This is a genomic window from Rhizobium sp. H4 (genome assembly GCF_003013335.1).
GTDB lineage: Bacteria > Pseudomonadota > Alphaproteobacteria > Rhizobiales > Rhizobiaceae > Rhizobium > Rhizobium sophoriradicis.
Map to the genome: position 1 here is coordinate 19,042 of NZ_PSOW01000018.1, position 24,570 is coordinate 43,611.

The window sequence follows — 24,570 nt, forward strand, 5'->3', positions numbered from 1 at the left end:
CATTCTCCCCGGCCCCGCAGTCGTCATTTCCCTTCAAAGTAGTCCTGAAGTCCTTCGGCTTGCTTAAGTGAAAGAGTGAACAACACGCCAAAATAAGCGGCGAGATCCTGCCCGCAACCTCGGCGGCAACCGTAATTTCGCGCGCCGGGGAAAGGTGTGTGCCAAAAGAAGACAGGCGGGATGGCACGTTTCCTGCTAGAGGCGGGCCATGACAGGAGCGCCCGGAATGCCTTCACGCCGCGACATGCTTCTCTTTCTCGCCGCCTCGGCGGTTGCGGGCGGGACGTCGCGCGCGTTTGCCTCGCCGCTGACGGCTGTTGCCCAGCCCGATTTGCGCGGTGCGATCGATGCGGTGGAATATCGCGCCATTCCCGAAAGCGGCGACCGCAAGGCCCGCAACCTGGAGCAGATGATCAAACAGGCGGCGGCCGAGAACGTGCCGGTCTTCCTGCCGCCCGGCACCTACCGGATCTCCAATCTCACGTTGCCCGACAATACCCGCATCACGGGCGTGCCCGGCGCCTCACGGATCGTCTACACAGGCGAAGGCCACCTCTTCGCGGCCGAGAATGTGCGGCGCATCGAGCTTTCCAATCTCGTCATCGACGGCGGCAACCGCTGGCTCGGGGATTATGCCGGCGGGCTCGTGCAATTTACCGGCGTCGACGAGGTGCTGATTGACAATTGCGAAATCGGCGGCAGCCGCAAGCACGGCCTGCAGCTGGAGCGCTGCGGCGGACGGATCGAGCGCAGCCGCATCTCAGGTGCGGCCCAAGCCGGGCTCTACGCGGTGGATTCCGCCAATCTTTCGGTCACCGGAAATACGATCGCCGATTGCGGCAATGGCGGCATTCTCGTGCATCGCTGGAAGAAGGCGGAAGACAGCACGGTCATTTCCGGCAACCGGATTTCCAACATCCGCGCCAATGACGGCGGCACCGGCCAGAACGGCAACGGCATCAACATCTTCCGCGCCGACGGGGTGATGGTGGTGAACAACCATATTTCCGACTGCGCCTTTACGGCGATCCGCGCCAATTCGGCCTCGAACATCCAGATCAGCAGCAACCAGTGCCGGCGCTCCGGCGAGACGGCGATCTATGTCGAATTCGCCTTCGAGGGTGCTGTGGTCTCCGCCAATCTGATCGACGGGGCGGCCAATGGCATCTCGATCGCCAATTTCGACGAAGGCGGCAGGCTCGCGAGCGTCACCGGCAACGTCGTGCGCAACCTGACGCTAAAGGGCCCCTACCAGCACGAGGTCGGCTTCGGCATCGGCATTGCAGCGGAGGCCGATACGCTGGTGTCGGCCAATGTGATCGAGGGCGCGCCGCGCTGGGGACTGCAGATCGGCTGGGGCGCTTATCTGCGCAATGTCGTCGTCAGCGGCAATGTCGTGCGCAAGGCCCCGGTCGGCTGCGCCGTCTCGGTCGCCGATGGCGCCGGCACCGCCGTCATCACCGACAACGTCTTTCAGGAAATCACCGACGGCGCGGTTCTCGGCTTCGAGTGGGAGAAAAAAGTCTCCGGCGAGCTGGCGAACGGCGGCTCGCCCTATGCGCAGCTCACCGTCGAGCGAAACCGCATGTCCTGACGGACGGGGCGGCTTTCAACCGCCGGCGCCTCTGCCGGCGGTAAGACCTCACGCACTTGAATTCATATCGTCGTCACTGCGTCTGATAGGTGCCGGTGATGGTCGCCTCCGCCAAGGCATGTTTCTTTGCCTCCGTCCACATGGCGCTGATGCCGGCGGCATCGGGTGTCAGAAGCTTCGGCACGTCGAGGGCGGCGAGGCGGAAGATATAATGATGCGGGCGATCGCCGGCCGGCGGTTGCGGGCCGTCGTAGCGGGCATTGCCGAAATCGTTCTTGTAGAAGCGCGGCGCCTGTTCGGGTGCGGTGTCGACGCTTTCGGCGAGCTCAGTCCACTGCGCCGGGATATTGGCGATACCGCAGTGGCGGAAGGTGCCACGAGGGGCATCCGGATCCTCGACCACCAGAGCAAAGCTCCTGGTCTCGTCGGGGGCGCCGCTCCAGGCAAGCGGCGGAAAGAGATTCTCGCCCGCGCGCGCATATTTCTTAGGGATTGGCTGATCCTGCGCGAAGGCTTTGCTGATCAATGTCAAAGTCATGACATTCTCCTTTGTCTCCTCAGGGACGGCCTCTTCCCTTCTTATGCTCGCTTTCCTGGTTGCGGCCGCGCATGATCGCGCGATCGTCGTTTCCGGTATCCGGATCCGGCTTCAGATCGCCTCCCTTCCGATACGCCTGCCTCGCCTGTGGATTGCGCTGCAGATCTGCTGCGGCATCGAAATCCTCACCGGCATTTGCCGTCTTCTCGCGTTTTTCGATGACGCGAAGCTGCTGTTCATGCGTCTTCTTCCCCGTCATGACATTCCTCCTTGCTGAGAACGCACTCCTGCTTTCGACGCCTTGACGGCGCCAGCCTCTGAGGCTCGAACCCGCTGGCCTACGCATTGTTCCGCCAGCCCTGAGCGTATCAAAAGCTTTCATCGTCCCATCAGTGGCGGAGGCTTTTCCGCGGCAGGTCCAGTGATTACGATTTCTCCCGACACATTGAGGGGATATGGTCATGCTGACAATCTATGGGGTCTATCGATCGCGCGCCTCGCGCGTTTACTGGGTGGCGGAAGAGCTCGGGCTCGAGTTCCGCTCGGTGCCGGTGCTGCAGGCCAGGCGGCTCGCCGATCCGCTCGCCGCGGAAGCGCCGCTCAACACGCACTCGGCCGATTTCACCGCCGTCAACCCAATGGCGCAGATCCCCAGCATTCGCGACGGCGACCTCGTCATGCACGAATCACTGGCGATCACTCTCTACCTCGCTCGCAAACACGGCGGGCCGCTTTCCGGACAAACCGTCGAGGAAGACGGATTGCTGACGATGTGGACGGTCTGGGCGGCCTCCCAGGTCGAGCCGCATTCGGTCAGGATCGTGCTGACCTATGATAACGGCCTCGAAAACAGCGCCGAGGGCAAGGAAACCATCGCGGCCGCATGTTATGGCCTGCGCCGGCCGCTCGCGGCGCTCGAAGGCCAGCTTTCAGGCCGGCAATGGATCGTCGGCGACCGCTTCACTGTCGCTGACCTCAACCTCGCCGAGGTGCTGCGTTATGCCCAGAGCGAGGCGGAGCTTTTCGATGCGCATCCGAACATCAAGGCGTGGATCGAGCGCTGCCAGTCCCGCCCCGCCTACAAGGCAATGCAGGCGGCCCGCAGCAAGGAACCGGTCGAGGTCTGAGGGCGACGGTAGAATTCAGCGTACCGTGCGCTCGGGCACGATCCGGAATTCAGGCCGGCACGGGCTGACATCACCACCTTCTATTGCAGCAGCGATGCCAGACCGTAGAAGGCTGCAGACACCGCTGCAGCCGCCGGCATCGTGACGATCCAGGCGATCACGATGTTGCCAGCCAACCCCCAGCGCACGGCTGAAACACGGCGTGCAGCGCCCACTCCGATGATTGCGCCGGTGATGGTGTGCGTGGTCGAGACGGGAATGCCGAGCCAAGTCGCCCCGAACAGCGTCAATGCTCCGCCCGTCTCGGCGCAGAACCCCTGCATCGGATTGAGCCGCGTGATCTTCGACCCCATGGTATGAACGATCCGCCAACCGCCAAAGAGCGTTCCGAGCGCCATCGCCGCTTGGCAGGAAATGACAACCCAGAACGGCACGTAGAAGGTCGAGCCGAGATATCCCTGGCTGAACAGGAGCACTGCGATGATGCCCATCGTCTTCTGCGCATCGTTTCCGCCGTGGCCGAGCGAATAGAGCGATGCTGAAACGAACTGCATCACGCGAAAGGTCCGGTCGACCGCAAAGGGCGTCTGCCGAATGAACGACCACGAGACGGTGAGCACCAGCAGCAGCGCCAGGAAGAAGCCGATGGCCGGGGAAAGGAAAATCGCGCCGACCGTCTTGAGAAGCCCGCTCCAGACAATCGCGCTGAAGCCCACCTTGGCCAAACCGGCGCCCACCAGTCCGCCGATAAGCGCATGCGACGAGCTGGACGGAATTCCGAAGATCCAGGTGAGGATGTTCCAGATGATCGCCCCCATCAGCGCGGAGAAGATCACTTGCGGCGATACGATCGCTGGGTCGATGATGCCGGTCCCCAGCGTCTCGGCCACATGCAAGCCGAAAAACAGGAAGGCGATGAAGTTGAAGAATGCCGCCCAGGCGACTGCATATTGTGGTCGAAGCACGCGGGTCGACACGATGGTGGCGATGGAATTGGCGGCATCGTGGAGGCCGTTGAGAAAGTCGAAGAAAAGGGCGACAAGAACCAGGCCGGCGAGCAGCGGGAAAGCGAGAGACGCATCCATCAGACGTTCTCGATGAGGATGCCGCTGATCTCATTGGCGACATCCTCGAAGCGGTCGACGACTTTCTCCAGCTCCGCGTAGATTTCGCTGCCGATCAGGTAGGCCATCGCATTGCCGGCGGCGCCATGATGCAAGAACAGCTCCTTCAGTCCTTGGTCATAGAGTTCGTCGGAACGGCCTTCCACCCGCGTAACCTCTTCCGCAATGGCGGAAAGACGCTGCGCATTGGCGCCCACCCTGTTGAGAAGCGGTATCGCTTCGGCGATCAACTTCGCAGCCTTGACGATTTCGCCGCCCATCTGCTGCATGAGCGGATCGAAGCTCGACTGCTCGAACAGGCGGATAGTCTTGACCGTCTTATGCATCATGTCGATTGCATCATCCATCGACTGGATCAGGTCCTTGATGTCGCCACGGTCAAAAGGTGTGATGAAGCTTCGACGGACGGCGAGGAGAACCTCGCGGGTGACGTCGTCGGCTTCGCTTTCCAAGACAACGATGCGTTTGCAGTTTTTCTCGACGTCATTGCCTTTCAAAAGTTCGTCCAAGGCGTGCGCCGCAGCAACGACGGTTCTCGAGTGGGTGGAAAACATTTCGAAGAACTTATCTTCCCGTGGCATCAGCCTGCGAAAAATGCTCATCATGCCAGCGGACCTTCCTCGTGCGGCTGATTGTCATAAATCTGTCATAAACACGCCCGGACTGGTGAAGCAACAGGCAAATTCGGCACACTCATCGCCATGAAGTCCGCAAAAAAACGCAGCAAGCCCCGACCGGACAAGTCTCAGCCATTGCTACGGCAGCTTGCCGCCGTCCCGGCCAAGTTGTTCTCCGGCGCCTTTCGCCAACAGTACGGCGCGCTCTGCTTCCGCCACGCCAAAGGTGGTGCCGGGATTGAGATTCTGGTGATTACATCGCGCGAAAGCGCGCGCTGGGTTATTCCGAAGGGATGGCCGATGAAAGGCAAAAAGCCTTTCGAAGCGGCGGCAATCGAAGCCTGGGAGGAGGCCGGCGTGAGCGGAGCGGTGAGGAAGAAACCGGTCGGCCACTATACCTATCTAAAAGAATTGGACGATGGCGACGTCGTCCCCTGCATCGTCGACGTGTTCCAGGTTGAGGTCACCGAGATCAGCGACGGCTTCAAGGAGCACGGCCAGCGGGTTCTGGCATGGGTCAGCCCCGATGAGGCGGCAAGACGTGTTCGCGAGATCGAACTCAAATCGCTGCTCGTGGACTTCAAGGTTCGCGGTCGCAAGAAGGCCGCCCGTAACAAATTAAACCCGGAAGGATGAGGCAAAGGCCGATTACAGGCTATCGGAACAGCGTCAGCGTGCCGGCCATTTCCTGACGGATCCAGGCCTTGAAATCCCTGACCTTCTTGGGCTCACGCGCACCCTCGGCGGTGATGAAATAATGGCCGAAGCCGGTCTTTGCGCGGATGCCGAACGGGGCCGCCAGCCGACCTTCGGCAAGCGCAAAGTGGGCGAGGGTCTGCCAGGCAAGCATGACGCCCTGGCCGGCGATCGCCGCATCGAGGCAGAGCGAGGCGTCGTTGAAGACATGGCGCGTCGCAAGCGTCGCGCCCGACAGTCCCGCTTCCCGCATCCAGACTTCCCAGCTGAACATGGCGCGGCCATCGATGATGGCAGGCAATGTCAGGATATCGGCGGGCTCTTTCAATGTCGCCGCCATCTCGGGCGAGCAGACCGGAAAGACCTCCTGTTGCAGCAGCAGCTCGGCCTTCACGTCAGGCCATCTGCCAGTACCGACGCGGATGCCGATATCGACATCGCCGAGAGCGGGTTTGACGAGATTGGTCGTCGCATCCAGCCGCAGCTTAATGTCGGGATGGCGCTCGGCGAAGCGGTCGAGCCGGCAGACGAGCCAGCGGGCGGCAAAGACCGGGGCGACCGAGATGGTCAGGATCGTATCGTCCTTGCGGCTGGCGATCGACACCGCCGCCGAAAGTCGGGCGAAACCCTCGTCGAGTGCTGAAAGCACCGGCCGGCCGGCTTCGGTGACGACCATGCCGCGGGCCGTGCGCTCGAAGATCACTTGCCCCAGTTGCGCTTCGGCCTTGATCACCTGCTGGCTGACGGCGCCCACCGAGACGCCAAGCTCTTCGGCGGCCGCCTGCAGCGAGCCGAGACGGCCGACAGCCTCCAGCGCCCTGAGGCCGTTGAGATGGACCGCGTTGAGGTTCTTCATATAGTTTTTCTATAGCAGCGCCGCGGTAAACTCAATTGAAAATCCGCCCAAGTAAGCCGAGATTACAGCATACGATCATGACCCAGCAGCGCTGGAGAAAGCGAGGCCTGCCGTGTCTTTGCTGAAGTTTTTCTTGAAGCCTATTGCTGCTATCAGCGGAACGCGGCCTGCCAATACCCCGACCTGGCAGGAGGATCCGCTGCGCCATCCAGAGATCCAACGCATGTCGCTGCGCGAAATCGCCGATTTGCCGCTCGGCGCGGAGATCCGCTTTCACCCGGAGGAGACCGTGCTGGCGAAATGCGCGTGAAAATATGCTAGGCTCCGCCCGAGGAAAAAGGGCGGGACAATGGCGGACGAAGTTGACCTTATCTTCGAGCGCTTGAAGCGGCTGGCGGCGGAAGCCGGCCTGCCCGAGGTCGAGGAGAGCACCTCCTATGGCAATCCGGCGCTGAAAGTTGCCGGCAAAAGTTTTGTGGCGGTGAAAAGCCCCGAGACGATCGTCATTTCGATTTCGCTCGACGACAAGGATCACCTCCTGGAAATGGCACCGGAGATCTACTTCCAGACCGATCATTATGTCGGTTGGCCGTATCTGCCGCTGCGCGCCGCCCTGATCGGCGACGAGGAATTGCGGCTGCGGCTGATCGGCGCCTGGCTGTTCCGGGCGCCGAAGAAGTTGGCCGATCGCTTCGGGCGTCCGCCGCAGTCATAGGCGAGCGCGCCGAATGGCGGGCGCCGCAACCGCGGGCGTGGGGGCGCTGATCTTTTTAAGCAAAAAATGCAGGCAGCGCGAATCTGAAAGATCGCGCCTTGCTTCAGGCAACGGCGTCTCGAAAAAAGCGATCGCGCAGGGTAATCCTCTCTGTCAATATACGCATCTCCGCATCGATCGACAGTCCATCCAGGAGGCCCAGCATGAACGCCGACGTCGCCTTAGTCACCGGCGCAAGTCGCGGCATTGGCCGCGGCATCGCCCTTGCTTTGCTTGCCGAAGGCTTCACGGTGCATGTGACCGCCAAGACGCGTTTCGAGGCAGAGGCACAGCAAGCCGGAGCGGCGGGCTCACTCGAGGGGCTCGAGCTCGAAGCGGCAAAACTGCCGGGACGCATCGTCGTCCACCGATGCGATCATGGCAAAGACGCCGACACCGAGCATGTGGCTGACGCTATACGGGCGGGCGGCAGGCTCGATATTCTGGTGAACAATGCCTGGCCGGGTTACGAGAACATGGTCGAAGACGGGGATTTCACCTGGCCCCAGCCGTTCTGGCAGCAGCCGGCCTGGCGATGGGAGGCGATGATCGGCACTGCGCTGAGAGGCGCTTTCATGATGTCGCGGACGGTGGCTCCGCTGATGATCTCGGCGCGACGTGGCATGATCGTCAACATCTCCTTCTGGGCAGCCCAGCTCTACGAGGGCAATGCGATCTACGGCATCGCCAAGGCTGCCGCCGACAAAATGGCCGCGGATTTCGCGCATGAGCTGCGTTCTCACAATGTCGCGGCGATCGCTCTCTATCCGGGGCTGGTCCGTACCGAAGCCGTTCTTGAGAATGCCGAATATTTCGACATGAGCAATTCGGAATCGCCTCAGTTCATCGGCCATGTCATAGCAGGATTGTGGCGAGACCCGGCGCTGATGTTGAAATCCGGGACGGTCTCGGTTGCGGCCGCGTTGGCGCGGGAATATGGCATCGCCGACGTCGACGGCTACCGGCCGGTTCCCCTCTCCGCCGGAGACTTTGCCCGGGACTGAGTTTGCTTCGGCTGGCCATCAGGCGGAGCTGCCGAAGCTGAAAGCCGTTGAAATATCGGGATCGCAATGATATCGCTGCATCGGGTCAGCAGTTCACCCGGGCATCGCCGTTCTCCGGAACACGCTAAACCTGACAATGACGAAGATATGGACACCGATCCCGTGCCATGTCGGAAGGGCGATCACCGATAATCCATCCCGGAACGGCACGACCAAAGGATAGGTCATGTCCAGAAAACCCATTCCGCTCACGGTGGGCGACACGTCGGCATTTGCCAAGTCGCTGCGCCTGCAGCTCGCCGCACATGAGGGGCTTCCCTCTCACCTCCAGTTCTTGAACATGATGGCGAGGGCCGCCGGTCACGGCAACTTCCAGAGCCTGCGTGCAAAAACCGGCTCCGGGAGCGAGAAAGAACCACCCACACCGGCACGTGTTGCCGATGCGGCGATCGATCGCAAGCATATCGAGCGCGTTCAACGCAGTTTTGACGAGGAGCTTCGGCTCATGCGCTGGCCCTCGCGGCGCATGGACCAGGTCACGGCGCTTTGGCTTCTTTGGTCGCGCATTCCCTCCGCAAGGGAAATGTCAGAAAGGGAGGTCAACGCTCTTCTCCGCGACAGGCACCTGTTTGGAGATCACGCTTTGCTGCGCCGGGAGCTCTGCGAACTCGGCCTGATGAGCCGGACGCGCGACGGCAGCATTTACAGGCGGGTCGAGCGGCCGATGCCGATACAGGCGGCGACGATCCTGCGTCAGCATTCCTCACGCCAGGCAGATTGATCGCCATTGCTGAGGCGCCTTTTCGGGAGCTCACCGTCGTCTAAAGCGCGTCTCGATCTTTAGATTCGCCGCGCTTTAAGTCTAGTTTTTTGCCCGTCACCAGCTGCAGTTTTGCGTGACATGCATCGGGCGCCTCATTCTGCGCCGCTGCCAGCCTGCCACTGGCCAAGCGAAGGGCGATTGCCGAAGCGCATATAGTGCTAGGCATCCGTCAGCCGCGATCGTAGACGAGCGCGCGCTGAACGGCAGGGCGCTGCAGCATGCGGGCGTGGTGGTCGGTGATTTTTGCGAAGCGGGCGGGGTCGACGCCGTCACCCGGCAGCCATTCGGTCATGACGAAGAGATAGGGATCGGCGAGCGAATAAGTCTCGCCCATCACCCAGGGGCCGTTGAACATCGTCTCTTCGATCAGGGTGAAGCAATCGGCCATATTCCCGGGTACCTTTGCCTTCATCGCCTCGATTGCTGAGGGATCGTCGGCCCAGCGGGGCCCGCGTCGGCGATGGGCATGGTTCACATGCACGGTCGAGCAGAGATAGCTGTTGAAGGACTGCAGCCGCGCCATCTCGAAGACATCGCCGAGCGGCGCCAGTTTGGCGGCCGGCGCGCTTTCAGCGATGAAGCCGAGGATCGCCGGCGTTTCGGTCAGCACGCCGCGCTCGGTCACCAGCGCCGGCACGCGTCCTTTGGGGTTGATCTTCAGATAATCCGGCGAACGCTGCTCGCCATTGGCGAAGCTGAGCTTCTTCGTTTCGAAGGCAAGGCCGGATTCTTCCAGGGCGATCAGGCTTGCAAGCGCGCAGGTTCCCGAGGCGTAATACAATGTCAGCATGGTTCTCGTCTCCCTTTCGGGAAGTGGTATAGCGCAGGGATGAGTGCGCCGGAACCGGGGATGGCGTTTTGCTTTGCGTCGAGCCGCCCCTCATCCGCCTGCCGGCACCTTCTCCCCGTTCTGACGGGGAGAAGGGAACATGCCGCACCCTCTCACCCCCCACAAACCCCTCGCAGGGCACGTCCCCTCTCCCCGTTTCCGCGGGGGTCCGAAGGACGGGTCGAGACCAGTGGCTCGACCCCGGCAAGGGTTAGGGTGAGGGGCAGTCCACAGTCACGAACTCTCGCCCCTCAGCCGCAGCCCGGCACATCCTCCAGCCTGTGCCAGACCGGGATGCCGCGTTCCCTCGCGATGCGCACGTCGTTGTCGGCGCCCTTGGAATCGCCCGGCAGGCGCAGCACGCCTTCGCAGAGCTGCAGCAGCCGGCCGGCGACCGGGTGGAAGATTTCCTCGTAGAGCGCGTCGCCGACCGATTTGCCGCCGGCGGCATGCCAGACCGGCAGCGCCACCCATTCACCGATCATCGGCACATGGCCTGCGGCAAACAGCTTGTGCGAGGGTTCCTCCAGCCGCCTCAGGTTGGCGGCCATCTTTTCCGGGTCGTCGCCGGTTCCAGACCGGTAGGGTCCGGCAATCAAAATCAGCATCTTCCACTCCATCGCTGAGCACTCCCGGCCTCATGCACGGGACTTCCCGAAAATGCACGATAATTCTTGAATGTCGAGTCATTTCGTGCAAGATCACGCTATCTCGTTCAATTTCGTGCGGAGAGACGATGCTGACCACGCAACGTAAAGCCCTGATCCTCGACATATTGCGACGTGACGGCCAAGTGATCGCCAAGCGCGTCGCCGAGGATTTTTCGCTTTCGGAGGACACGATCCGGCGCGACTTGAGGGAAATGGCGGCGGAGGGGCTGCTGAAACGCGTGCATGGTGGGGCGATGCCGCTTTCGCCTGACCTGCCCGATTTCACCGCGCGCCGCAGTGTCTCGTCCGAGATCAAGGCGCGGCTCGGGGCGGCGGCGGCGGCGATGGTCAAGCCGGGGCAGATGATCTTTCTCGACGGCGGCACGACGACGGCGGAGATCGCCCGGCATCTGCCGCGCGACATGGCGCTGACGGTTGCGACCCACAGCCCGACGATCGCCGCCGAGCTGGAGCACCATCCGACGGCGGAGGTGATCCTTGCCGGCGGCCGGCTCTACAAACATTCGATGGTGGCGACGGGGGCAGCGGCGATGGCGGCGATCTCGCAGCTGCGCCCCGATCTGTTCTTCCTCGGCGTCACCGCGGCCCATCCCGTGCACGGGCTTTCAACCGGCGATTTCGAGGAAGCGGCGATCAAGCGGCACATCGCCCGCTGCGCGGCCGAAACGCATGTGCTGCTGACCGAGGAGAAATTCGACCTCGTCTCGCCCTGCCCGGTGCTCGGCATTTCCGAGGTGGCCGGGCTGATCGTGCCCATGGAGATGACGGCCGAACGGCTGCAGCCCTATCGCGATCTCAACGGCACGATCACCGTGGCATAGTCACTCAGCCAAAGCCGCGGTAACGCTGATATCGCCGACATGGATGCCGTTCCAGTTGCGCATCGAGGTTGCCGCGAAGGCCGTGAGGGCGGCATGCACCGTCTCTTCCGTCTCGAAGAAGCGGGCGAGTGTCGCCGCCACCATGGCTTCGGCAGCACGGGTGGCGCCGTCCTCGCATTTCAGCGCGATGGCGATGCCCTTCTCCGGGATCGCGGCGCAGAAGACGCCCTCGGCGCCGGTTTTGACGAAGATGCGGCCGGGAGCGATCTGCATCAGTTTCGTGCAGGCGCGGCCGGAGCCGGCGACATAGAAGGGCTCGGCCATGCAGGCCGCGATCAGGCGGCGGGATGCCTTGGCGCGCAAAGGCTGCAGGCCGATGCCGGTCGCCATTTTGGCAAAGCCGTGAGCAAGGCTGCGCAAAGGCACGGCATAGGTCGGGATAGAGCAACCGTCGGTGCCGCAGCTTTCGGCGCCAAGCACGGCGCCGGTCAGGCTTTCCATCGCTGCGCGGATCTCGACCTGCAGCGGGTGCTGATAGCCGACATAGGCTTTCGGATCGATACCCCGGTGGCAGCAGGTACAGATGAAACCGGCATGTTTGCCGGAGCAATTGTTGTGCAGCGCGGTCGGCGCCTCCAGCGTGCGGGCCTGGTGGATCAGGACCTTCTGGTTCATCGACCAATGGGCGCCGCATTCCAGCGCGTCGGCATTGCGGCCGGCGCGCGCCAGCATGGAAGCGGCAAGCGCCACATGCTCGTCCTCGCCATTATGGGAGGCGCAGGCGAGCGCCAGTTCCTTGTCGCCGAAACCATAGGCGTCGGCCGCACCGCTTTCGACGAGCGGCAACGCCTGCATCGCCTTGCAGGCCGAACGCGGGAAGACGGCGGCTTCGATATCGCCGAGTGAAAAGACCAGGCTGCCATCGCCATCGACAACCGCCACGGCGCCGCGATGGCGGCTTTCGACGAGCAGGCCACGGGTGACTTCGACGACGACTGGATTGGTCATGGGCTCTCATCCTGGTGCTGGCGGGATGCGGCAGGCATAACGCGTCAGGGCGCGAAAGCCAACGGGTTTAGCCAACCCCTCCGTCATGCTCGGCCTTGAGCCGAGCATCCATACCGCATCCACCAACAGCAGCGGCATGGATCCGGGGTCAAGCCGAAGGACGACGGTGGATGGAGAGCAGTCCGCGCCTATTCTCTTTCAACAACGATTTTCCTGAGGACACCGCCACTGTCGGGAACCTCGACTTCGATGGCTTTGCTCTTACGTCCGGACGGCGCTTTGCCGCAAACCGCGATTGCAGCCCTCATGAGACCTCTGTCGGTCAGGCGTTCTCTGTCGGTCGGGATGACTGGCTTAAACGTATCTGTGGCTTTTTTCGCCGATTCCCATGTCATCTGGAAACCACATCCGTTCATCACGAGATTCCGGAAGAAGTGCTGAACGAGCGGCCGACCATCGGGGGCTGTGTGCGTGCAACCTGCAACGGCGAAAGAAAGCGCGACAACGCCAAGAATGCGAAATTTCATCGTCCCATCCAAATGATCAACCCCGGCGAGCACTAAAGGCAGAAAATTGGTAGAGTCAATCGGCCAGAGCACGGCGCGCATTACGCCGAAGGGCCCACATACACTCGGTCATCCCAGGCCTTGATCGATGCGGTGTGGATGCTCGGCTCAAGGCCGAGCATGACGGAGGGTGGGGTGGCTTGTGGAGCAGAACCGCAATGCCGGGCGGAGGATGCGCATGCTGCCAATTCGGCCTCGACCGCCGTCATCCCAGATCTTGCGCCTGGCTCCAGCCGGATTGATGTCCGCGCCGCATGTAAATGCAAGCCTTGAGGTTGGACGCGTAGCGACGCTATCTTGCAACCAAAATCACATTCGAAGAAAGTGTTTTGCAATCAGGTCTATCCATTTCAGCTTCAATATTGTGAATATTTTTCACGCTCGTCTCTCTCGGTCTGGCGTGCCGGTTGGCGCGCTGGCCCAAAAGGACAAGCGTTGAAATCATCCTCGGAGCGCTTCTGGGGTTGGTCTTGATGTCGATTGCTTCAGTTCTGACCGGTTTCCTCGGAAGCGTTCTTCCCCCGGGGCAAATCGATTTCTGGCTCTCCAGTTTGACGGCGCAGATCTGACGCAGCAATCATCACAGGAATTGACTGAAACGATCGCAAACTATCGTTTCTCTGATGCATCGGACGCGGCTAAAGATGGTGCATCAGGAACCGCCCCGAAAGTCATCCACTCTTTCCTTGATTCTGCGCGACAACAGGATCCGCATTCCCACCGTGACGCTCGTCGCGCTCGCCTTCACCTATGCCTCGACCGTGCCTTACCAGTCGATCATCGGCATCAATGAACTGGGCTTGAGCAACGGCACCTATTCGGCGCTGGTGTTCTTCTCGGCGATCGTCAACGTCACGACCAGCCTGACGCTGGGGATCTGGTCGGACCGGCTGAAGGAGCGGCGGCCGCTGGTGCTGGGGCTTTCGGTCGCCGGCATGCTCGGCTTCGGATCGATCGCGATCATCCACAGCCCGGCGATCTTCATCGTCTCGACGCTGTTGCTGGTGCCGATGAGCAATTCCACCTATTCGTTGCTTTTCGCCAGCCTGCGGGCCAGGACCAACCAGATCGAGCGCGGCGAGGCAGCCGCGGTCACGGCAACGGTGCGGGCGCTGTTTTCCGGCTCCTGGGCGCTGGCGCCGGGGCTGATCGGCCTCTATCTCGTCAATTCGCCGTCGATGACGCCGGCCTATGGGATCGCGGCCTTCGCAAGCCTCGTCTGCTTCTGCCTGTATTTCTTCTTCGCGCCGGGCAACGGTACGGCCGGCTCCGCCCCCGATCCCGTCGGATTCCTGGCTTCGCTGAAACGGATCTTCATGCCCTATGTGCTCTCGCGCGTCATCGTCATGTCGCTGCTCTTCGGGCTGCAGCGGCTGAACGGCATGCTCTCGCCGCTGATCATCACCAATGCGGCCGGCGGAACAGTGGTCGATGTCGGCTTCATGGCCGGTCTGACGGCCCTTCTCGAAATGCCGTTCACGATGATATGGGGTTTTGCCCAACGGCGCTTCCGCACCGTGCATGTGCTTGCCTTCGGAGCGCTGATCTATTGCGCCTATCTGATGCTGCTCGGCTTCGCCTCGGCGCGCTGGCACATCTATGCGCTGCTCCTTCTCAACGCCTGCGGAGCGGCGGCGATCCTCAGCGTGCCGATCACCTATCTGCAGGATCTGATCGCCGACCGGCCGGGGCTCGGAACCTCATTACTCTCGCTTAATACCTTCATCGGCACCGGCATCAGCGCCGCAATTTTCGCCTTCGGCACATCGGTCACCGATTATTCCGGCACCGCCTTCGTCGGCGCTGCCGCGGGCTTGGCATCGATCGGCGCCTTGCTTTATCTCGAAAGCAGCAGACGGCAGGTGCGGCAGCCGGCTTAAGGTGTGGGCCGCACGTCAGCGCGCCGCCTCAAAGCGGCGTGATGCGATAGGCGCAGCGGCGGGCGCCGGCGAGGATGTGTTCGCTGCGCTCGACCTCGGCGCCGAGGGCGGCGCGGAAGGTTTCGAGTTCGGAGCGGCAGAAGCCGGCGCAGGCGGATGCGGCCGCGTAGATCGGGCAGTGGTTTTCGACCAGCATGAAAGAGCCATCGGCCTCCCGCCAGCTGTCGGCCATATAGCCCTCGCGGGTGCGTATGGCGGCAAGGCCTTCGACGCGGGCGGCAAGGTCGCCGGCAGTCTCCAGCTCTTGGCGATAGCGCTTCAGCGTCTCGGCCTCGCGGGCTGAGATGACGGTGTCGAGCGCTGTAGCCCCGAGCTGGTCAACGAGCGTGGCGAGCAGGTTTGTCGTCAGTTCGGCATGGCCGTCGGGAAAGCGGCGATTGCCGGCCGCGGTCAGATGCCAGAGCTGACGTGGGCGGCCCCGGCCGGCGGCGGCGACGGTCACCGGCTCCACCAACCCCTCCTCCGCCATCCTGGCCAGTTGCTGGCGGGCCGCTTCGCCCGAGATGCCGAGCGCATCGCCGATTGCGGAGGCAAGCTGGGGACCGTCGGTCTTTATCAGGATCAGAATCCGGTTGGCTGGGGATTGGCGCATATTTACCAAGTCAAGTCTTGCTTTAATCAGGGCGGCATGTAATTTTCCAATTTATAACTTGGAAAATTATTTCCCGCCAGCAAAAACGTCGAGGATCGCCCCATGTCCGAAATCGACCAGACCATTGCTATTCCGAATACCAGCTCCGTCCTCCGCCTCTTCCTTCCCGAGCACCTGGCCGCAACGCTGATGCTGGCCGGCGGCGTGACGCTTTATGCGGTCGAGAGCTACATCACAGCGACCATCGCGCCTTCGATCGTGCGCGACATCGGCGGTCTTGCCCTGCTTTCGTGGGTGACAAGCCTGTTCGTCGCCGCCGCCGTGCTCGGCTCGATCTTCGTCGCCATGCGCCCGCGAGGGATTACGCTGCGCGGCGTCTATGTGATCGCCGCCCTCGTTTTCGGCGTGGGCAGCCTCATCGCTGCAATTGCCCCGTCAATGCCGGTGGTCCTGGTCGGACGCGCGCTTCAGGGTCTCGGGACGGGCGCGCTTGCGGCCCTCGGTTATGCCTTCATCCGCTTCGTCTATCCCGAGCCGCTGTGGCCGAAGGCCACGACGCTTTACGCGGCGATCTGGGGCATCTCGACCGTCATCGGCCCGACGCTCGGCGGCTTCTTTTCCTCCGGCAGCAGCTGGCGCTACGCCTTCATCGTGCTGGTGCCGCTCGGCATCCTGATGGCGGCGCTGGCGCCGCGACTCTTGCCCGATGTCGAGGACGACCGCGATCACGTGAAGACGCCGGTTGCACAGATCGGGCTGCTGCTTGCCGCCGTGCTGATGATCAGCGCCGCCGGTGCGATCGAGGCGACAGCCATGAAAACGGCGTTGATCGCCAGTTCGGTCGTTGCGGTGGTAGCCATGCTGCTCATCGAGGCGCGAAGCCGCAACCGGCTGCTGCCTTCCGGCGCCGTCAGCCTCTCCAAGCCGATTTCCCGCGTCTATCTGGCGATGCTCGCCATGACCGTCGTGCTCGTCAGCGACGTCTTCATTCCCTATTTCCTGCAGGTCCTGCATGGGGTGACGCCGCTGATCTCGGGCTATCTGGTGGCGCTGGTCGCCCTCGGCTGGACCTTAGCCGCCTTCCTCAGCAGCTCATTGACCGGCCGGCGGGCGCACGCGGCGATCATTGCCGGCGCGCTGATCGAGGCGGCGGCAACCGCTTCGCTGGCCATCTTCCTCGCCAAAGACAATCCGCAGGCTCTTTTGCCGCTGATCGTGCCGGCGGCGGTCGCCATGTTCATGATGGGCTTCGGCATCGGCCTCGGCTGGGCGCATCTCGTCGCCATGGTGCTGAAGCTCGTCGCCAGAAACGAACAGGACAAGGCATCTTCGGCGATCCCGACGATGAGCTCGCTCGGCGGCGCTTTCGGCGCAGCCTTTTCCGGCGTCATCGCCAATGGAGCCGGCCTCGTCGAACCGGGCGGCATATCCGGCGCGCTGTCGGCGGCGCACTGGCTCTATGTCGCCATGGCAGTGCCCGGCATCGTCGCGATCGCCGCAGCAATGACGCTGAGGGACAACCGGAATTGAAAAGGCGCCTCAGGGTTCGAGGCGCCTCTGTAACGAAGGTTAAAGCTTTCAGGCGACGTTGCGCTCCGGTTCCGGCGCCTGCTGGACGGCCTGCTGCTTCACGCCGAGATAGAGGATGGAGTCGCGACTGATGCCATAGGTCTCGCAGACCTCGGGCGTGAGGAATTCGGTGACCGGGATTTGCTGGACAGCCAAACCGGCGCGCTGGATCACATCGACAAAGCCGGACCTTGAGAAGAGACGCACGTGGTCGTCCTGGCCGAAATGCGCCCAGCGGCCTTCCGGCGTCGTCACCTCGGGATTTTCATAGGTGTCCTCGATCGACAGGCAGATCGGCGCCATCAGGATGGCGACGCTGTCCTGCTTGAGAACACGCCGGATTTCGGCGGTGGCACGCACTGGATCGTCGACGTGTTCGAGCACGTGGGAACAAAGCACGAAGTCGAAGCTCTCATCGGCGTAGGGCAGGTTGTGGATATCCGCCTTGTCGTCTGCCTCGGGCAAATACATATCGCAGCTACGGTAGAAGATATGCGGGTGGCTTTTGAGCCAGAAGGTCAAGGCGCGGCCGGGCGCAATGTCCAGGAAGCGGACAGCCTGCGCCTGGTTGAGGCGCTGGAATACCGGCGTCAGGAACAGCGCGAAGAGCCTGTCGCGATCGGTCGAATGACAATTGGGGCAGCTATAGGCCTGATGGTTGATCGTCTCGAATTCATGCAGGCCATAGGGAAAGCCGTGCTCGACCGCTTTGTCGACGTAGTAGCGTGGAAGCGGTACAAAATGCGGAATTCTGCTGCGGCAGATGGGGCACGCGTGGAATAGAGCCATTGTATCCTCATAGGGACCGTACAACGCGCAAGCAACGCCACGTCAAGATGCGCAGTTTCGGGGCCAGGTTTCGATCAGACAACTGTTCAACGATCCCGGAGACTCACGAAACGCCCAGGATCAGCTTCACCTTGCGTACGAATGCTGGTCCGAAGCTGACCTCAGACGGTGAGCACCACCTTGCCGATATGGCTGCCTTCCTCGATCAGGCGGTGTGCCTCGACGACTGCTTCGAAGGCAAAGACCTTGTGGATGACCGGGGCGATGGCGCCCGTTTCCAAGAGCGGCCAGACTTGCGAGAGGAGGTCGTCGCGGATGGCGCGTTTTTCCTCGGCCGTGCGCGGACGCATGGTGGAGCCGGTCACCGTCAGCCGCTTGACCATGATCGGCGACAGATTGACCCTTTCGGCAACGGCGCCGCCGAGGAAGGCGATGATCGACAGGCAGCCGTCTTTGGCGAGCGAGGCGAGGTTGCGCTCGAAATAGGCGGCGCCGATCATGTCGAGGATGATGTCGACGCCCTGGCCGGTCTCGGCCTTGATCACCTCGGCGAAATCCTCGCTGCGGTAGTTGATCGCCCGTTTGGCGCCGAGCTTTTCGCAGGCCTCGCATTTCTCGCTCGAGCCGGCCGTCGCATAGACCTCGGCGCCGAAGGCGCGGGCAAGCTGGATCGCCGTCGTGCCGATGCCGCTGGTGCCGCCATGGATCAGCACCGTCTCGCCTTCGGTCAGCCCGGCCATCTGGAAAAGATTGGCCCAGACGGTGAAGAAGGTTTCGGGAAGGGCGGCCGCTTTCACGGCATCATAACCCTTGGGAAAGGGCAGGATCTGGCCTGCCGGCAACAGGCAATATTCGGCATAGGCGCCGCCATTGGCAAGGCCGCAGACCTTGTCGCCGACGGCGTGATCGCTGACACCGGGCCCGACGGCGACGATTTCGCCTGCAAGCTCCAGGCCGAGGATCGGGCTCGCGTCCTTCGGCGGGGGGTAGCTGCCCTGGCGCTGGGCAATATCGGGGCGGTTGACGCCGATCGCCTCGGCGCGCACCAGCACCTGCCCCTCTTGCGGCATCGGCAGCGGGCGGCTGCCGATCACCATCACCTCCGGCCCGCCGAAGGAGTTGAGATCGACGAAACGCATTTCTCGAGGCAATGGCATGGTGCGATCCTCCCTGATCCAAAACAGGGGAATTAAATCAGCACCGCCGGCTTGGGAAGGTCGGAAACGGCAAGGGCGTCAATTCGCCTCGCCCAGAACGTGGAAGGCGAGGCCCTCCTCGCTCTCCTTGGCGGCCGACTTGATGACGGCGATCTCGGCGCTGACACGGTTGATATCGTCGATGACGAGGCCTTCCGCCAGTTCGATCACGCCGATCGAGCAGCGCATCAGCGGGAACAGGGCTTCGGCGCCGCTGCGGTCGTGACCGAGGATGCGGCCGGCGGCGCGGTGCTCGTCGGAATAGAAGTCGAGCACGTCGTCGTGGAAATCGCTGATCAGCCGGTCGAGGATCTCCGTCAACTCCTCCTTGATCCAGCCGACGACGCCGATGAAGAAATCGTCGCCGCCGACATGGCCGAGAAAATGCCGCTCGGCGAAGAAATAGCGGCGCATCAGCGCGGCAAACAGCGAGATCGCGTGGTCGCCGAGATGGAAGCCATAGGCATCGTTGAACGGCTTGAAATTGTCGAAATCGCAATAGCAGAAATGGCGGACCTCATCGCCGTCGCGGCCGGACTGGCGCATGAAATCGCGGATGGCGCGATTGCCCGGCAGGCCGGTCAATGGGTTCTGGTCCTGGGCCGTCTTCAACTGCTTCTCGTTGATGACCTTGATCAGCGAGGCGGCGGAGACGACGCCGGCATAACGCATATTGTCGGTCAGGATCAGGCAGTTGCTGCCCTCCATATTGGCGAAGATCGCCATCAGATGCTCGGCATCGCTGTCGAGGCCGACGATCGGCGCCATCTCGACGAAATGCGAAATGCTGCGCTCATACATCTTGTTCTTCAGGAGATCGCGGCCGAAGGGCTGATAGATATATTCCTTGAGGTGATGCTCGTGGATGATGCCGCGCGGCTCGTCATTGGCGTTGAGCACGGGGAAGAAAGCCTGGCGCGGATTGCGGCGGAAAAGCTCGAAGACGCTGTCGATGCTGTCGTTCTCGTAAACCGTCGGCAGCAACTCGATCTGCCTGCGGATGAGGATCTCATCGAGCGACTGGCTGGCGCGCTTGCTTTTTCCGAGCTCCTGCAGGTGCGGGAAGGACGGCGCCAGTTCGGACATATGCGTCGTCGGACGCGAGATGAACCAGCCCTGGACGAGATCGACGCCATATTCGCGGCACGCAATGAATTCGGCTTCGGTCTCGATGCCCTCGGCGATGACGCGAGTGCCGAGCACATGGGCGATATTGACGATGCTTTTCAGCAGGTGACGTTTGCGCGGGCTGCGATCGATATCGGCGACGAAATGACGGTCGATCTTCAGATAACCGACGGGATGATCGCAGAGCAGTTTCATCTCGCCGTGACCGACACCGAAATCGTCGATCGCCAGCTTGAAGCCGGCCTTGCGCAGCTTCGACACCAGAGCTGAAAATTCCGGCACGCTTGTGTTGTCGAAACGCTCGGAGAATTCGAAACAGACCGAAGACGGCGGGATATTCGCGCTCCTCAGATGCTGCAGCAGGCTTTCGACCAGCCGCTCGCCATCGGGGATCAGCCGGACATCGAGATTGAGGAACAGCGTCGCGGTGGAGAAATTCGGCAGCGTCGCAAATTTGGCGAGTGCGCGGCTCGCCAGCATCTGTTCGAGCGCCAGCAGCTGGCCGGCCCGATGGGCTTCATCAAGAATATCGGCCGGCGTATCGTAGCCGATGCGATCCTGGCCGCGCATCAGGGATTCGTAGCCGAACACCGTGCCTGTGCCGGCCTCGACAATCGGCTGAAAAGCGTTCTCGACGACGAGCTTGGCAAGGGTGACGATCTGATCGCTGGCATAACGGCGCAGGACGCCAGGTTCGACGGCAGCAGTCAGGGATGTGCCGGTTTTCATCTCGGCCGATCTCCACTGTGACTTGTTCTTCTTGAGCCAGGACCATGCCGCAGAAGGATCAATGAACCCTTTCGCCAATATGAAAGTTTTGTGAAAGACGCAGGGCATCGCCACGCGTTCCGCGTTTAATCGGATTTTCCAACGCAATCAGACGCTTGTTCAGGCGGAGCGACGGCGCTGCGCCTCATGATCTGCGAACATGTCGGCGACACATCTTCCGCCGGAGGCACCGCTCTCGTCATCGAGGAGTTCGGCCTTGATTTCGCCGAGCTTGCGGGCGGCATCCCAGAGGCGCAGCGCCTCGCGGACGACCTCGCTGCTTGAGGCATAACCGCCATTATCGACAGCGGCGCGGATGCCCGCGGCCTGTTGCGGAGAGAGGGAAACGGTTACCATCGGCATGAACTTCCTCCCTATATCGATCAGGCAGAACCCTGCCTATCGGGATGCACGACCATTTTTGCCATTCTCGGCGATCTCGCCGATCCTTAAACCGATACCGATCTAAGGAATTATGCGGTGGTGCATTCGCACATCGGATGATCCCAGTAGTTAGGATCGGCCGGTAATCCTTCAAGTCTAATCCCCAGGCATCTGCTTGTCAAAAAGCCGGGTCACCCTTCTCCACCGTTTCAATCCGGATGCCGAGGCCGAAGGCGATCATCGTCGAGCCCTGGACGATGAGATCGGCGGCAAGGAAAAGCCCGAGGATCCAGAGGCTGTTGACCGGCCAGCCGAGCACTATGACGAAACCGGCAAGGGCGGTTATGACGCCGCTGACGACGATCCATGCCCAGCCTTTGGCCGGCTTCATGCGCCTGCCGACCCAGGTGCGGAAGACGCCGGCGATGAGAAGGGCGAGCGACAGAAACAGCGTCAGCGCCGCCGAGGTCAGGATCGGATTGACGAAGGCCGCGATACCGGCCAGCACGTAAAGGAGGCCGCTCAGCGCCCAGAACAGCACGTGGTCCCAGCCGCGCACCTGGAAGGCGTGGACGAGATAGATGATGCCGCCGAGCAGCATCAGCATGCCGACATAATAGACCGAGACGACGGTGGCGAGCATCAGATTGCCGAGCGCGATCAGACCACAGACCAACAGCAGAACGCCGAGGCCAACGAACCAGACCCATTTCGACCGCAGCTGGGATGTCGGGGTTCCCTCAAAGACATCGGCCATGATGCACCTCCTGAATCCAGATATGTTGCAGCAGGTTTTCAGGGAAAGATCGGCGCTCGCCAAACCGATAAAGATTTTTGTTGATTGATCAGTCAATCAAAAATAATCTGGCGCCGTGTTCATGGGAGATGCCGTTTGCCGAAGGTCGGAATGGAGCCTCTGCGCCGCAAGGCGCTTGTCGATGCGGCGCTGCGGGTGATCGGCGACCACGGCTCGCTTGCCGTCACCATGTCCGATATCGCCCGCCAAGCCGGCGTGTCGCCAGCCCTTGCGCATCATTATTTCGGCAGCAAGGAGCAATTGCTGATCGAGACGATCCGCTCGCTGCTGCGGCAATTGCGCAGCGATACGGTGGCGGCGCTGCGCGCCGCCGAGACAGCGCGCGCCCGGCTTTCGGCGGTCATCCGCGTCAGCTTTCACGCCGACCAGTTCGCGCCGGAGACGATTGCCGCGTGGCTTGCCTTTTACGCCGAAGCGCAGCGCTCGGAGGAGACGCGGCGCTTCCTGGTGATCTATGCCCGACGGCTTCGCTCCAACCTGCTTGCCGATCTCAAGACGCTCCTGCCGGCCGATGCCGCAGAACGCGTCGCCGAGGGCGCTGCGGCGATGATCGACGGGCTCTATATCAGGCAGAGTCTGAAATCGGCGCCGATCGGCATCGAAGCCTCGATCGCGCTGACGGAGGATTATCTGAATGCGCTTCTGGCCGGCGCCTCCCCTTCTCCCCAGCGGGTGAAGGCCGAGACTGCCGCCCCCTCATCCGGCCCTGCGGGCCACCTTCTCCCCCAGGGGAGAAGGAACGACCACATCGAACCCCATGGATAAATGACATGAAAGCCCAGCCGAACGCCTCGCACTTCATCGACGGCGAATATGTCGAGGATAGCGACGGCGCCGTCATCGAGAGCCTTTATCCTGCGACCGGCGAGGTGATCGCCCGCCTGCATGCGGCCACGCCCGCAATCGTCGAGAAGGCGATTGCCGCGGCCAAGCGCGCTCAGACGGAATGGGCAGCGATGAGCCCGATGGCGCGCGGCCGCATCCTCAAGCGCGCTGCCGACATCATGCGCGAGCGCAATCGCGAGCTCTCCGAACTGGAAACGCTCGATACCGGCAAGCCGATCCAGGAAACGATCGTCGCCGATCCGACCTCGGGCGCCGACGCCTTCGAATTCTTCGGCGGCGTCGCACCGGCCGGGCTCAACGGTTCGCATATCCCGCTCGGCCAGGATTTCGCCTATACCAAGCGGGTGCCGCTCGGCGTCTGCGTCGGCATCGGCGCCTGGAACTATCCGCAGCAGATCGCCTGCTGGAAGGCTGCCCCGGCGCTCATCTCAGGCAATGCCATGGTCTTCAAGCCCTCGGAAAACACGCCGCTTGGCGCCTTGAAGATCGCCGAGATCCTGCATGAGGCGGGGTTGCCGAAGGGGCTCTTCAATGTCATCCAGGGCGACCGCGACACCGGGCCGATGCTCGTCAATCACCCCGATGTCGCCAAGGTGTCACTGACCGGATCGGTGCCGACAGGGCGCCGGGTGGCGGCGGCTGCGGCCGGCAATCTCAAGCATGTGACGATGGAGCTCGGCGGCAAGTCGCCGCTCATCGTCTTCGACGACGCGGATCTCGATTCGGCGGTCGGCGGCGCTATGCTCGGCAATTTCTATTCGACCGGCCAGGTCTGCTCGAACGGCACGCGCGTCTTCGTGCAGAAGGGGATCAAGGCGGAGTTCCTGAAGCGGCTGAAGGCGCGCACCGAGGCGATGCTGATCGGCGACCCGATGGATGAGGCGACGCAGATCGGGCCGATGGCCTCCTGGGCCCAGCGCGAAAAGGTGATCGCCTATATCGAGAAGGGCAAGGCCGAGGGCGCCACCCTGATTGCCGGCGGCGGCATTCCGAACAATGTCTCCGGCGAAGGCTATTACGTGCAGCCGACCGTCTTTGCTGACGTGACCGACGAGATGACCATCGCCCGGGAAGAGATCTTCGGACCCGTGATGTCGGTGCTCGATTTCGACGATGAGGACGAGGTCATCAGCCGCGCCAATGCCAGCGAATTCGGCCTGTCGGGCGGCGTCTTCACCGCCGACCTCACCCGCGCCCACCGCGTCGTCGATCGGCTGGAGGCGGGCACGCTCTGGATCAACACCTATAATCTCTGCCCTGTCGAAATCCCCTTCGGCGGCTCGAAACAATCCGGCTTCGGCCGCGAGAATTCACTGGCGGCGCTGGAGCATTATTCCGAGCTGAAGACGGTCTACGTCGGCATGGGGCCGGTGGTGGCGCCTTATTGAGTAACAAGCTCCGGCCTGCCCCTCACCCTAACCCTCTCCCCGCACGCGGGGAGAGGGGACGTGCCAGACGAAAGGCCTGCGGGGAACGGACAGGTTGCGGCAAGATCCCTTCTCCCCGTCAGAAC

General features: G+C 62.3%; 27 protein-coding genes. 12 read left to right on the top strand and 15 right to left on the bottom strand.

Features of this window, described 5'->3' with window-relative positions:
• The first annotated feature begins 226 nt into the window (after positions 1 to 226).
• A complete protein-coding gene (locus C4N04_RS24705; protein WP_106797252.1) occupies positions 227 to 1,594 on the top strand; it encodes a TIGR03808 family TAT-translocated repetitive protein in 1,368 nt (455 codons plus the stop codon).
• Positions 1,595 to 1,667: 73 nt separating this feature from the next.
• Here C4N04_RS24705 and C4N04_RS24710 read toward each other — a convergent pair whose 3' ends face one another.
• Complete coding sequence (locus tag C4N04_RS24710; RefSeq protein WP_106797253.1) at positions 1,668 to 2,132, bottom strand: YbhB/YbcL family Raf kinase inhibitor-like protein; 465 nt, start codon at positions 2,130 to 2,132, stop codon at positions 1,668 to 1,670.
• Between the two features lie 19 nt (positions 2,133 to 2,151).
• A complete protein-coding gene (locus C4N04_RS24715) occupies positions 2,152 to 2,391 on the bottom strand; it encodes a hypothetical protein (protein WP_106797254.1) in 240 nt (79 codons plus the stop codon).
• Between the two features lie 202 nt (positions 2,392 to 2,593).
• On the opposite strand from C4N04_RS24715, the gene C4N04_RS24720 reads away from it, so the two are divergent.
• Positions 2,594 to 3,259 (top strand): glutathione S-transferase family protein, encoded by a 666-nt coding sequence (locus tag C4N04_RS24720; protein WP_086156449.1) that lies wholly within the window; start codon positions 2,594 to 2,596, stop codon positions 3,257 to 3,259.
• An 80-nt stretch (positions 3,260 to 3,339) separates the two neighbouring features.
• Here the strand turns inward: C4N04_RS24720 and C4N04_RS24725 are convergent, their stop codons facing one another.
• Both C4N04_RS24725 and C4N04_RS24730 read right to left on the bottom strand, forming a co-directional pair.
• Positions 3,340 to 4,344, bottom strand: coding sequence for an inorganic phosphate transporter (locus C4N04_RS24725; RefSeq protein ID WP_096764022.1), 1,005 nt, complete (start codon positions 4,342 to 4,344; stop codon positions 3,340 to 3,342).
• The gene (locus tag C4N04_RS24730; protein ID WP_077994748.1) at positions 4,344 to 4,988 is read right to left on the bottom strand and encodes a DUF47 domain-containing protein; all 645 of its coding nucleotides are present in this window, start codon (positions 4,986 to 4,988) and stop codon (positions 4,344 to 4,346) included. The genes C4N04_RS24725 and C4N04_RS24730 overlap by 1 nt, the downstream gene beginning before the upstream one ends.
• A gap of 96 nt (positions 4,989 to 5,084) precedes the next feature.
• Here C4N04_RS24730 and C4N04_RS24735 point away from each other — a divergent pair, with 96 nt between their 5' ends.
• Complete coding sequence (locus tag C4N04_RS24735) at positions 5,085 to 5,636, top strand: NUDIX hydrolase (RefSeq protein WP_077994747.1); 552 nt, start codon at positions 5,085 to 5,087, stop codon at positions 5,634 to 5,636.
• A 19-nt stretch (positions 5,637 to 5,655) separates the two neighbouring features.
• On the opposite strand, the gene C4N04_RS24740 is transcribed toward C4N04_RS24735, so the two are convergent.
• The gene (locus C4N04_RS24740; RefSeq protein WP_096764019.1) at positions 5,656 to 6,552 is read right to left on the bottom strand and encodes a LysR substrate-binding domain-containing protein; all 897 of its coding nucleotides are present in this window, start codon (positions 6,550 to 6,552) and stop codon (positions 5,656 to 5,658) included.
• Between the two features lie 112 nt (positions 6,553 to 6,664).
• Here C4N04_RS24740 and C4N04_RS24745 point away from each other — a divergent pair, with 112 nt between their 5' ends.
• The 4 genes from C4N04_RS24745 (at position 6,665) to C4N04_RS24760 (ending at position 9,091) form a co-directional block, all read left to right on the top strand.
• Positions 6,665 to 6,862: a hypothetical protein gene (locus C4N04_RS24745; protein ID WP_096764018.1), complete on the top strand. Its 198-nt coding sequence runs from the start codon at positions 6,665 to 6,667 to the stop codon at positions 6,860 to 6,862.
• Positions 6,863 to 6,901: 39 nt separating this feature from the next.
• The gene (locus C4N04_RS24750) at positions 6,902 to 7,267 is read left to right on the top strand and encodes an MmcQ/YjbR family DNA-binding protein (RefSeq protein WP_096764017.1); all 366 of its coding nucleotides are present in this window, start codon (positions 6,902 to 6,904) and stop codon (positions 7,265 to 7,267) included.
• Positions 7,268 to 7,470: 203 nt separating this feature from the next.
• On the top strand, positions 7,471 to 8,310 hold the full coding sequence (locus C4N04_RS24755; protein ID WP_106797255.1) for an SDR family NAD(P)-dependent oxidoreductase: 840 nt from the start codon (positions 7,471 to 7,473) through the stop codon (positions 8,308 to 8,310).
• Positions 8,311 to 8,536: 226 nt separating this feature from the next.
• Positions 8,537 to 9,091, top strand: coding sequence for a DUF2087 domain-containing protein (locus tag C4N04_RS24760; protein WP_106797256.1), 555 nt, complete (start codon positions 8,537 to 8,539; stop codon positions 9,089 to 9,091).
• 211 nt (positions 9,092 to 9,302) lie between these two features.
• Here C4N04_RS24760 and C4N04_RS24765 read toward each other — a convergent pair whose 3' ends face one another.
• Together C4N04_RS24765 and C4N04_RS24770 are read right to left on the bottom strand one after the other, a co-directional pair.
• Positions 9,303 to 9,923 carry a glutathione S-transferase gene (locus tag C4N04_RS24765; RefSeq protein ID WP_009996648.1) on the bottom strand — a complete coding sequence of 207 codons (621 nt, stop codon included), beginning with the start codon at positions 9,921 to 9,923 and terminating at the stop codon, positions 9,303 to 9,305.
• Positions 9,924 to 10,213: 290 nt separating this feature from the next.
• Complete coding sequence (locus C4N04_RS24770; RefSeq protein ID WP_096764040.1) at positions 10,214 to 10,570, bottom strand: DUF4406 domain-containing protein; 357 nt, start codon at positions 10,568 to 10,570, stop codon at positions 10,214 to 10,216.
• Between the two features lie 128 nt (positions 10,571 to 10,698).
• Between C4N04_RS24770 and C4N04_RS24775 the strand changes: the two genes are divergently transcribed.
• A complete protein-coding gene (locus C4N04_RS24775) occupies positions 10,699 to 11,454 on the top strand; it encodes a DeoR/GlpR family DNA-binding transcription regulator (RefSeq protein ID WP_096770858.1) in 756 nt (251 codons plus the stop codon).
• Here C4N04_RS24775 and C4N04_RS24780 read toward each other — a convergent pair whose 3' ends face one another.
• Together C4N04_RS24780 and C4N04_RS24785 are read right to left on the bottom strand one after the other, a co-directional pair.
• Positions 11,455 to 12,462 carry an asparaginase gene (locus tag C4N04_RS24780; RefSeq protein WP_096764013.1) on the bottom strand — a complete coding sequence of 336 codons (1,008 nt, stop codon included), beginning with the start codon at positions 12,460 to 12,462 and terminating at the stop codon, positions 11,455 to 11,457.
• Positions 12,463 to 12,650: 188 nt separating this feature from the next.
• A complete protein-coding gene (locus C4N04_RS24785) occupies positions 12,651 to 12,989 on the bottom strand; it encodes a hypothetical protein (RefSeq protein ID WP_010055075.1) in 339 nt (112 codons plus the stop codon).
• A gap of 683 nt (positions 12,990 to 13,672) precedes the next feature.
• Between C4N04_RS24785 and C4N04_RS24795 the strand changes: the two genes are divergently transcribed.
• Positions 13,673 to 14,908, top strand: coding sequence for an MFS transporter (locus C4N04_RS24795; RefSeq protein WP_106797257.1), 1,236 nt, complete (start codon positions 13,673 to 13,675; stop codon positions 14,906 to 14,908).
• A 28-nt stretch (positions 14,909 to 14,936) separates the two neighbouring features.
• On the opposite strand, the gene C4N04_RS24800 is transcribed toward C4N04_RS24795, so the two are convergent.
• Positions 14,937 to 15,560, bottom strand: a complete 624-nt coding sequence (locus tag C4N04_RS24800; protein ID WP_106797331.1) for a metalloregulator ArsR/SmtB family transcription factor — start codon at positions 15,558 to 15,560, stop codon at positions 14,937 to 14,939.
• A gap of 102 nt (positions 15,561 to 15,662) precedes the next feature.
• Here C4N04_RS24800 and C4N04_RS24805 point away from each other — a divergent pair, with 102 nt between their 5' ends.
• A complete protein-coding gene (locus tag C4N04_RS24805) occupies positions 15,663 to 17,090 on the top strand; it encodes an MFS transporter (RefSeq protein ID WP_077994736.1) in 1,428 nt (475 codons plus the stop codon).
• 48 nt (positions 17,091 to 17,138) lie between these two features.
• Here the strand turns inward: C4N04_RS24805 and C4N04_RS24810 are convergent, their stop codons facing one another.
• From C4N04_RS24810 to C4N04_RS24830, 5 genes are all read right to left on the bottom strand, one after another.
• Positions 17,139 to 17,918 carry a class I SAM-dependent methyltransferase gene (locus C4N04_RS24810; RefSeq protein WP_077994735.1) on the bottom strand — a complete coding sequence of 260 codons (780 nt, stop codon included), beginning with the start codon at positions 17,916 to 17,918 and terminating at the stop codon, positions 17,139 to 17,141.
• A gap of 161 nt (positions 17,919 to 18,079) precedes the next feature.
• A complete protein-coding gene (locus tag C4N04_RS24815) occupies positions 18,080 to 19,075 on the bottom strand; it encodes an NAD(P)H-quinone oxidoreductase (RefSeq protein ID WP_077994734.1) in 996 nt (331 codons plus the stop codon).
• A gap of 78 nt (positions 19,076 to 19,153) precedes the next feature.
• Positions 19,154 to 20,971: an EAL domain-containing protein gene (locus tag C4N04_RS24820; protein ID WP_245425655.1), complete on the bottom strand. Its 1,818-nt coding sequence runs from the start codon at positions 20,969 to 20,971 to the stop codon at positions 19,154 to 19,156.
• Between the two features lie 159 nt (positions 20,972 to 21,130).
• Entirely contained in the window at positions 21,131 to 21,373 is a 243-nt protein-coding gene (locus tag C4N04_RS24825; RefSeq protein WP_077994732.1) for a type II toxin-antitoxin system ParD family antitoxin, read from the bottom strand.
• A gap of 199 nt (positions 21,374 to 21,572) precedes the next feature.
• Complete coding sequence (locus C4N04_RS24830; protein ID WP_106797259.1) at positions 21,573 to 22,151, bottom strand: HdeD family acid-resistance protein; 579 nt, start codon at positions 22,149 to 22,151, stop codon at positions 21,573 to 21,575.
• A 150-nt stretch (positions 22,152 to 22,301) separates the two neighbouring features.
• Here C4N04_RS24830 and betI point away from each other — a divergent pair, with 150 nt between their 5' ends.
• Together betI and betB are read left to right on the top strand one after the other, a co-directional pair.
• Positions 22,302 to 22,976 carry a transcriptional regulator BetI gene (betI, locus tag C4N04_RS24835; RefSeq protein WP_106797332.1) on the top strand — a complete coding sequence of 225 codons (675 nt, stop codon included), beginning with the start codon at positions 22,302 to 22,304 and terminating at the stop codon, positions 22,974 to 22,976.
• A gap of 5 nt (positions 22,977 to 22,981) precedes the next feature.
• Positions 22,982 to 24,445 carry a betaine-aldehyde dehydrogenase gene (betB, locus tag C4N04_RS24840; protein ID WP_106797260.1) on the top strand — a complete coding sequence of 488 codons (1,464 nt, stop codon included), beginning with the start codon at positions 22,982 to 22,984 and terminating at the stop codon, positions 24,443 to 24,445.
• The last annotated feature ends 125 nt before the right edge of the window (positions 24,446 to 24,570 follow it).

Coding starts and splice junctions, on each gene's coding strand:
- C4N04_RS24705 (WP_106797252.1), top strand. CDS start 227: ATGCCTTCACGCCGCGACATGCTTCTCTTTCTCGCCGCCTCGGCGGTT.
- C4N04_RS24710 (WP_106797253.1), bottom strand. CDS start 2,132: ATGACTTTGACATTGATCAGCAAAGCCTTCGCGCAGGATCAGCCAATC.
- C4N04_RS24715 (WP_106797254.1), bottom strand. CDS start 2,391: ATGACGGGGAAGAAGACGCATGAACAGCAGCTTCGCGTCATCGAAAAA.
- C4N04_RS24720 (WP_086156449.1), top strand. CDS start 2,594: ATGCTGACAATCTATGGGGTCTATCGATCGCGCGCCTCGCGCGTTTAC.
- C4N04_RS24725 (WP_096764022.1), bottom strand. CDS start 4,344: ATGGATGCGTCTCTCGCTTTCCCGCTGCTCGCCGGCCTGGTTCTTGTC.
- C4N04_RS24730 (WP_077994748.1), bottom strand. CDS start 4,988: ATGATGAGCATTTTTCGCAGGCTGATGCCACGGGAAGATAAGTTCTTC.
- C4N04_RS24735 (WP_077994747.1), top strand. CDS start 5,085: ATGAAGTCCGCAAAAAAACGCAGCAAGCCCCGACCGGACAAGTCTCAG.
- C4N04_RS24740 (WP_096764019.1), bottom strand. CDS start 6,552: ATGAAGAACCTCAACGCGGTCCATCTCAACGGCCTCAGGGCGCTGGAG.
- C4N04_RS24750 (WP_096764017.1), top strand. CDS start 6,902: ATGGCGGACGAAGTTGACCTTATCTTCGAGCGCTTGAAGCGGCTGGCG.
- C4N04_RS24755 (WP_106797255.1), top strand. CDS start 7,471: ATGAACGCCGACGTCGCCTTAGTCACCGGCGCAAGTCGCGGCATTGGC.
- C4N04_RS24760 (WP_106797256.1), top strand. CDS start 8,537: ATGTCCAGAAAACCCATTCCGCTCACGGTGGGCGACACGTCGGCATTT.
- C4N04_RS24765 (WP_009996648.1), bottom strand. CDS start 9,923: ATGCTGACATTGTATTACGCCTCGGGAACCTGCGCGCTTGCAAGCCTG.
- C4N04_RS24770 (WP_096764040.1), bottom strand. CDS start 10,570: ATGCTGATTTTGATTGCCGGACCCTACCGGTCTGGAACCGGCGACGAC.
- C4N04_RS24775 (WP_096770858.1), top strand. CDS start 10,699: ATGCTGACCACGCAACGTAAAGCCCTGATCCTCGACATATTGCGACGT.
- C4N04_RS24780 (WP_096764013.1), bottom strand. CDS start 12,462: ATGACCAATCCAGTCGTCGTCGAAGTCACCCGTGGCCTGCTCGTCGAA.
- C4N04_RS24785 (WP_010055075.1), bottom strand. CDS start 12,989: ATGAAATTTCGCATTCTTGGCGTTGTCGCGCTTTCTTTCGCCGTTGCA.
- C4N04_RS24795 (WP_106797257.1), top strand. CDS start 13,673: ATGGTGCATCAGGAACCGCCCCGAAAGTCATCCACTCTTTCCTTGATT.
- C4N04_RS24800 (WP_106797331.1), bottom strand. CDS start 15,560: ATGCGCCAATCCCCAGCCAACCGGATTCTGATCCTGATAAAGACCGAC.
- C4N04_RS24805 (WP_077994736.1), top strand. CDS start 15,663: ATGTCCGAAATCGACCAGACCATTGCTATTCCGAATACCAGCTCCGTC.
- C4N04_RS24810 (WP_077994735.1), bottom strand. CDS start 17,918: ATGGCTCTATTCCACGCGTGCCCCATCTGCCGCAGCAGAATTCCGCAT.
- C4N04_RS24815 (WP_077994734.1), bottom strand. CDS start 19,075: ATGCCATTGCCTCGAGAAATGCGTTTCGTCGATCTCAACTCCTTCGGC.
- C4N04_RS24820 (WP_245425655.1), bottom strand. CDS start 20,971: ATGAAAACCGGCACATCCCTGACTGCTGCCGTCGAACCTGGCGTCCTG.
- C4N04_RS24825 (WP_077994732.1), bottom strand. CDS start 21,373: ATGCCGATGGTAACCGTTTCCCTCTCTCCGCAACAGGCCGCGGGCATC.
- C4N04_RS24830 (WP_106797259.1), bottom strand. CDS start 22,151: ATGGCCGATGTCTTTGAGGGAACCCCGACATCCCAGCTGCGGTCGAAA.
- betI (WP_106797332.1), top strand. CDS start 22,302: ATGGAGCCTCTGCGCCGCAAGGCGCTTGTCGATGCGGCGCTGCGGGTG.
- betB (WP_106797260.1), top strand. CDS start 22,982: ATGAAAGCCCAGCCGAACGCCTCGCACTTCATCGACGGCGAATATGTC.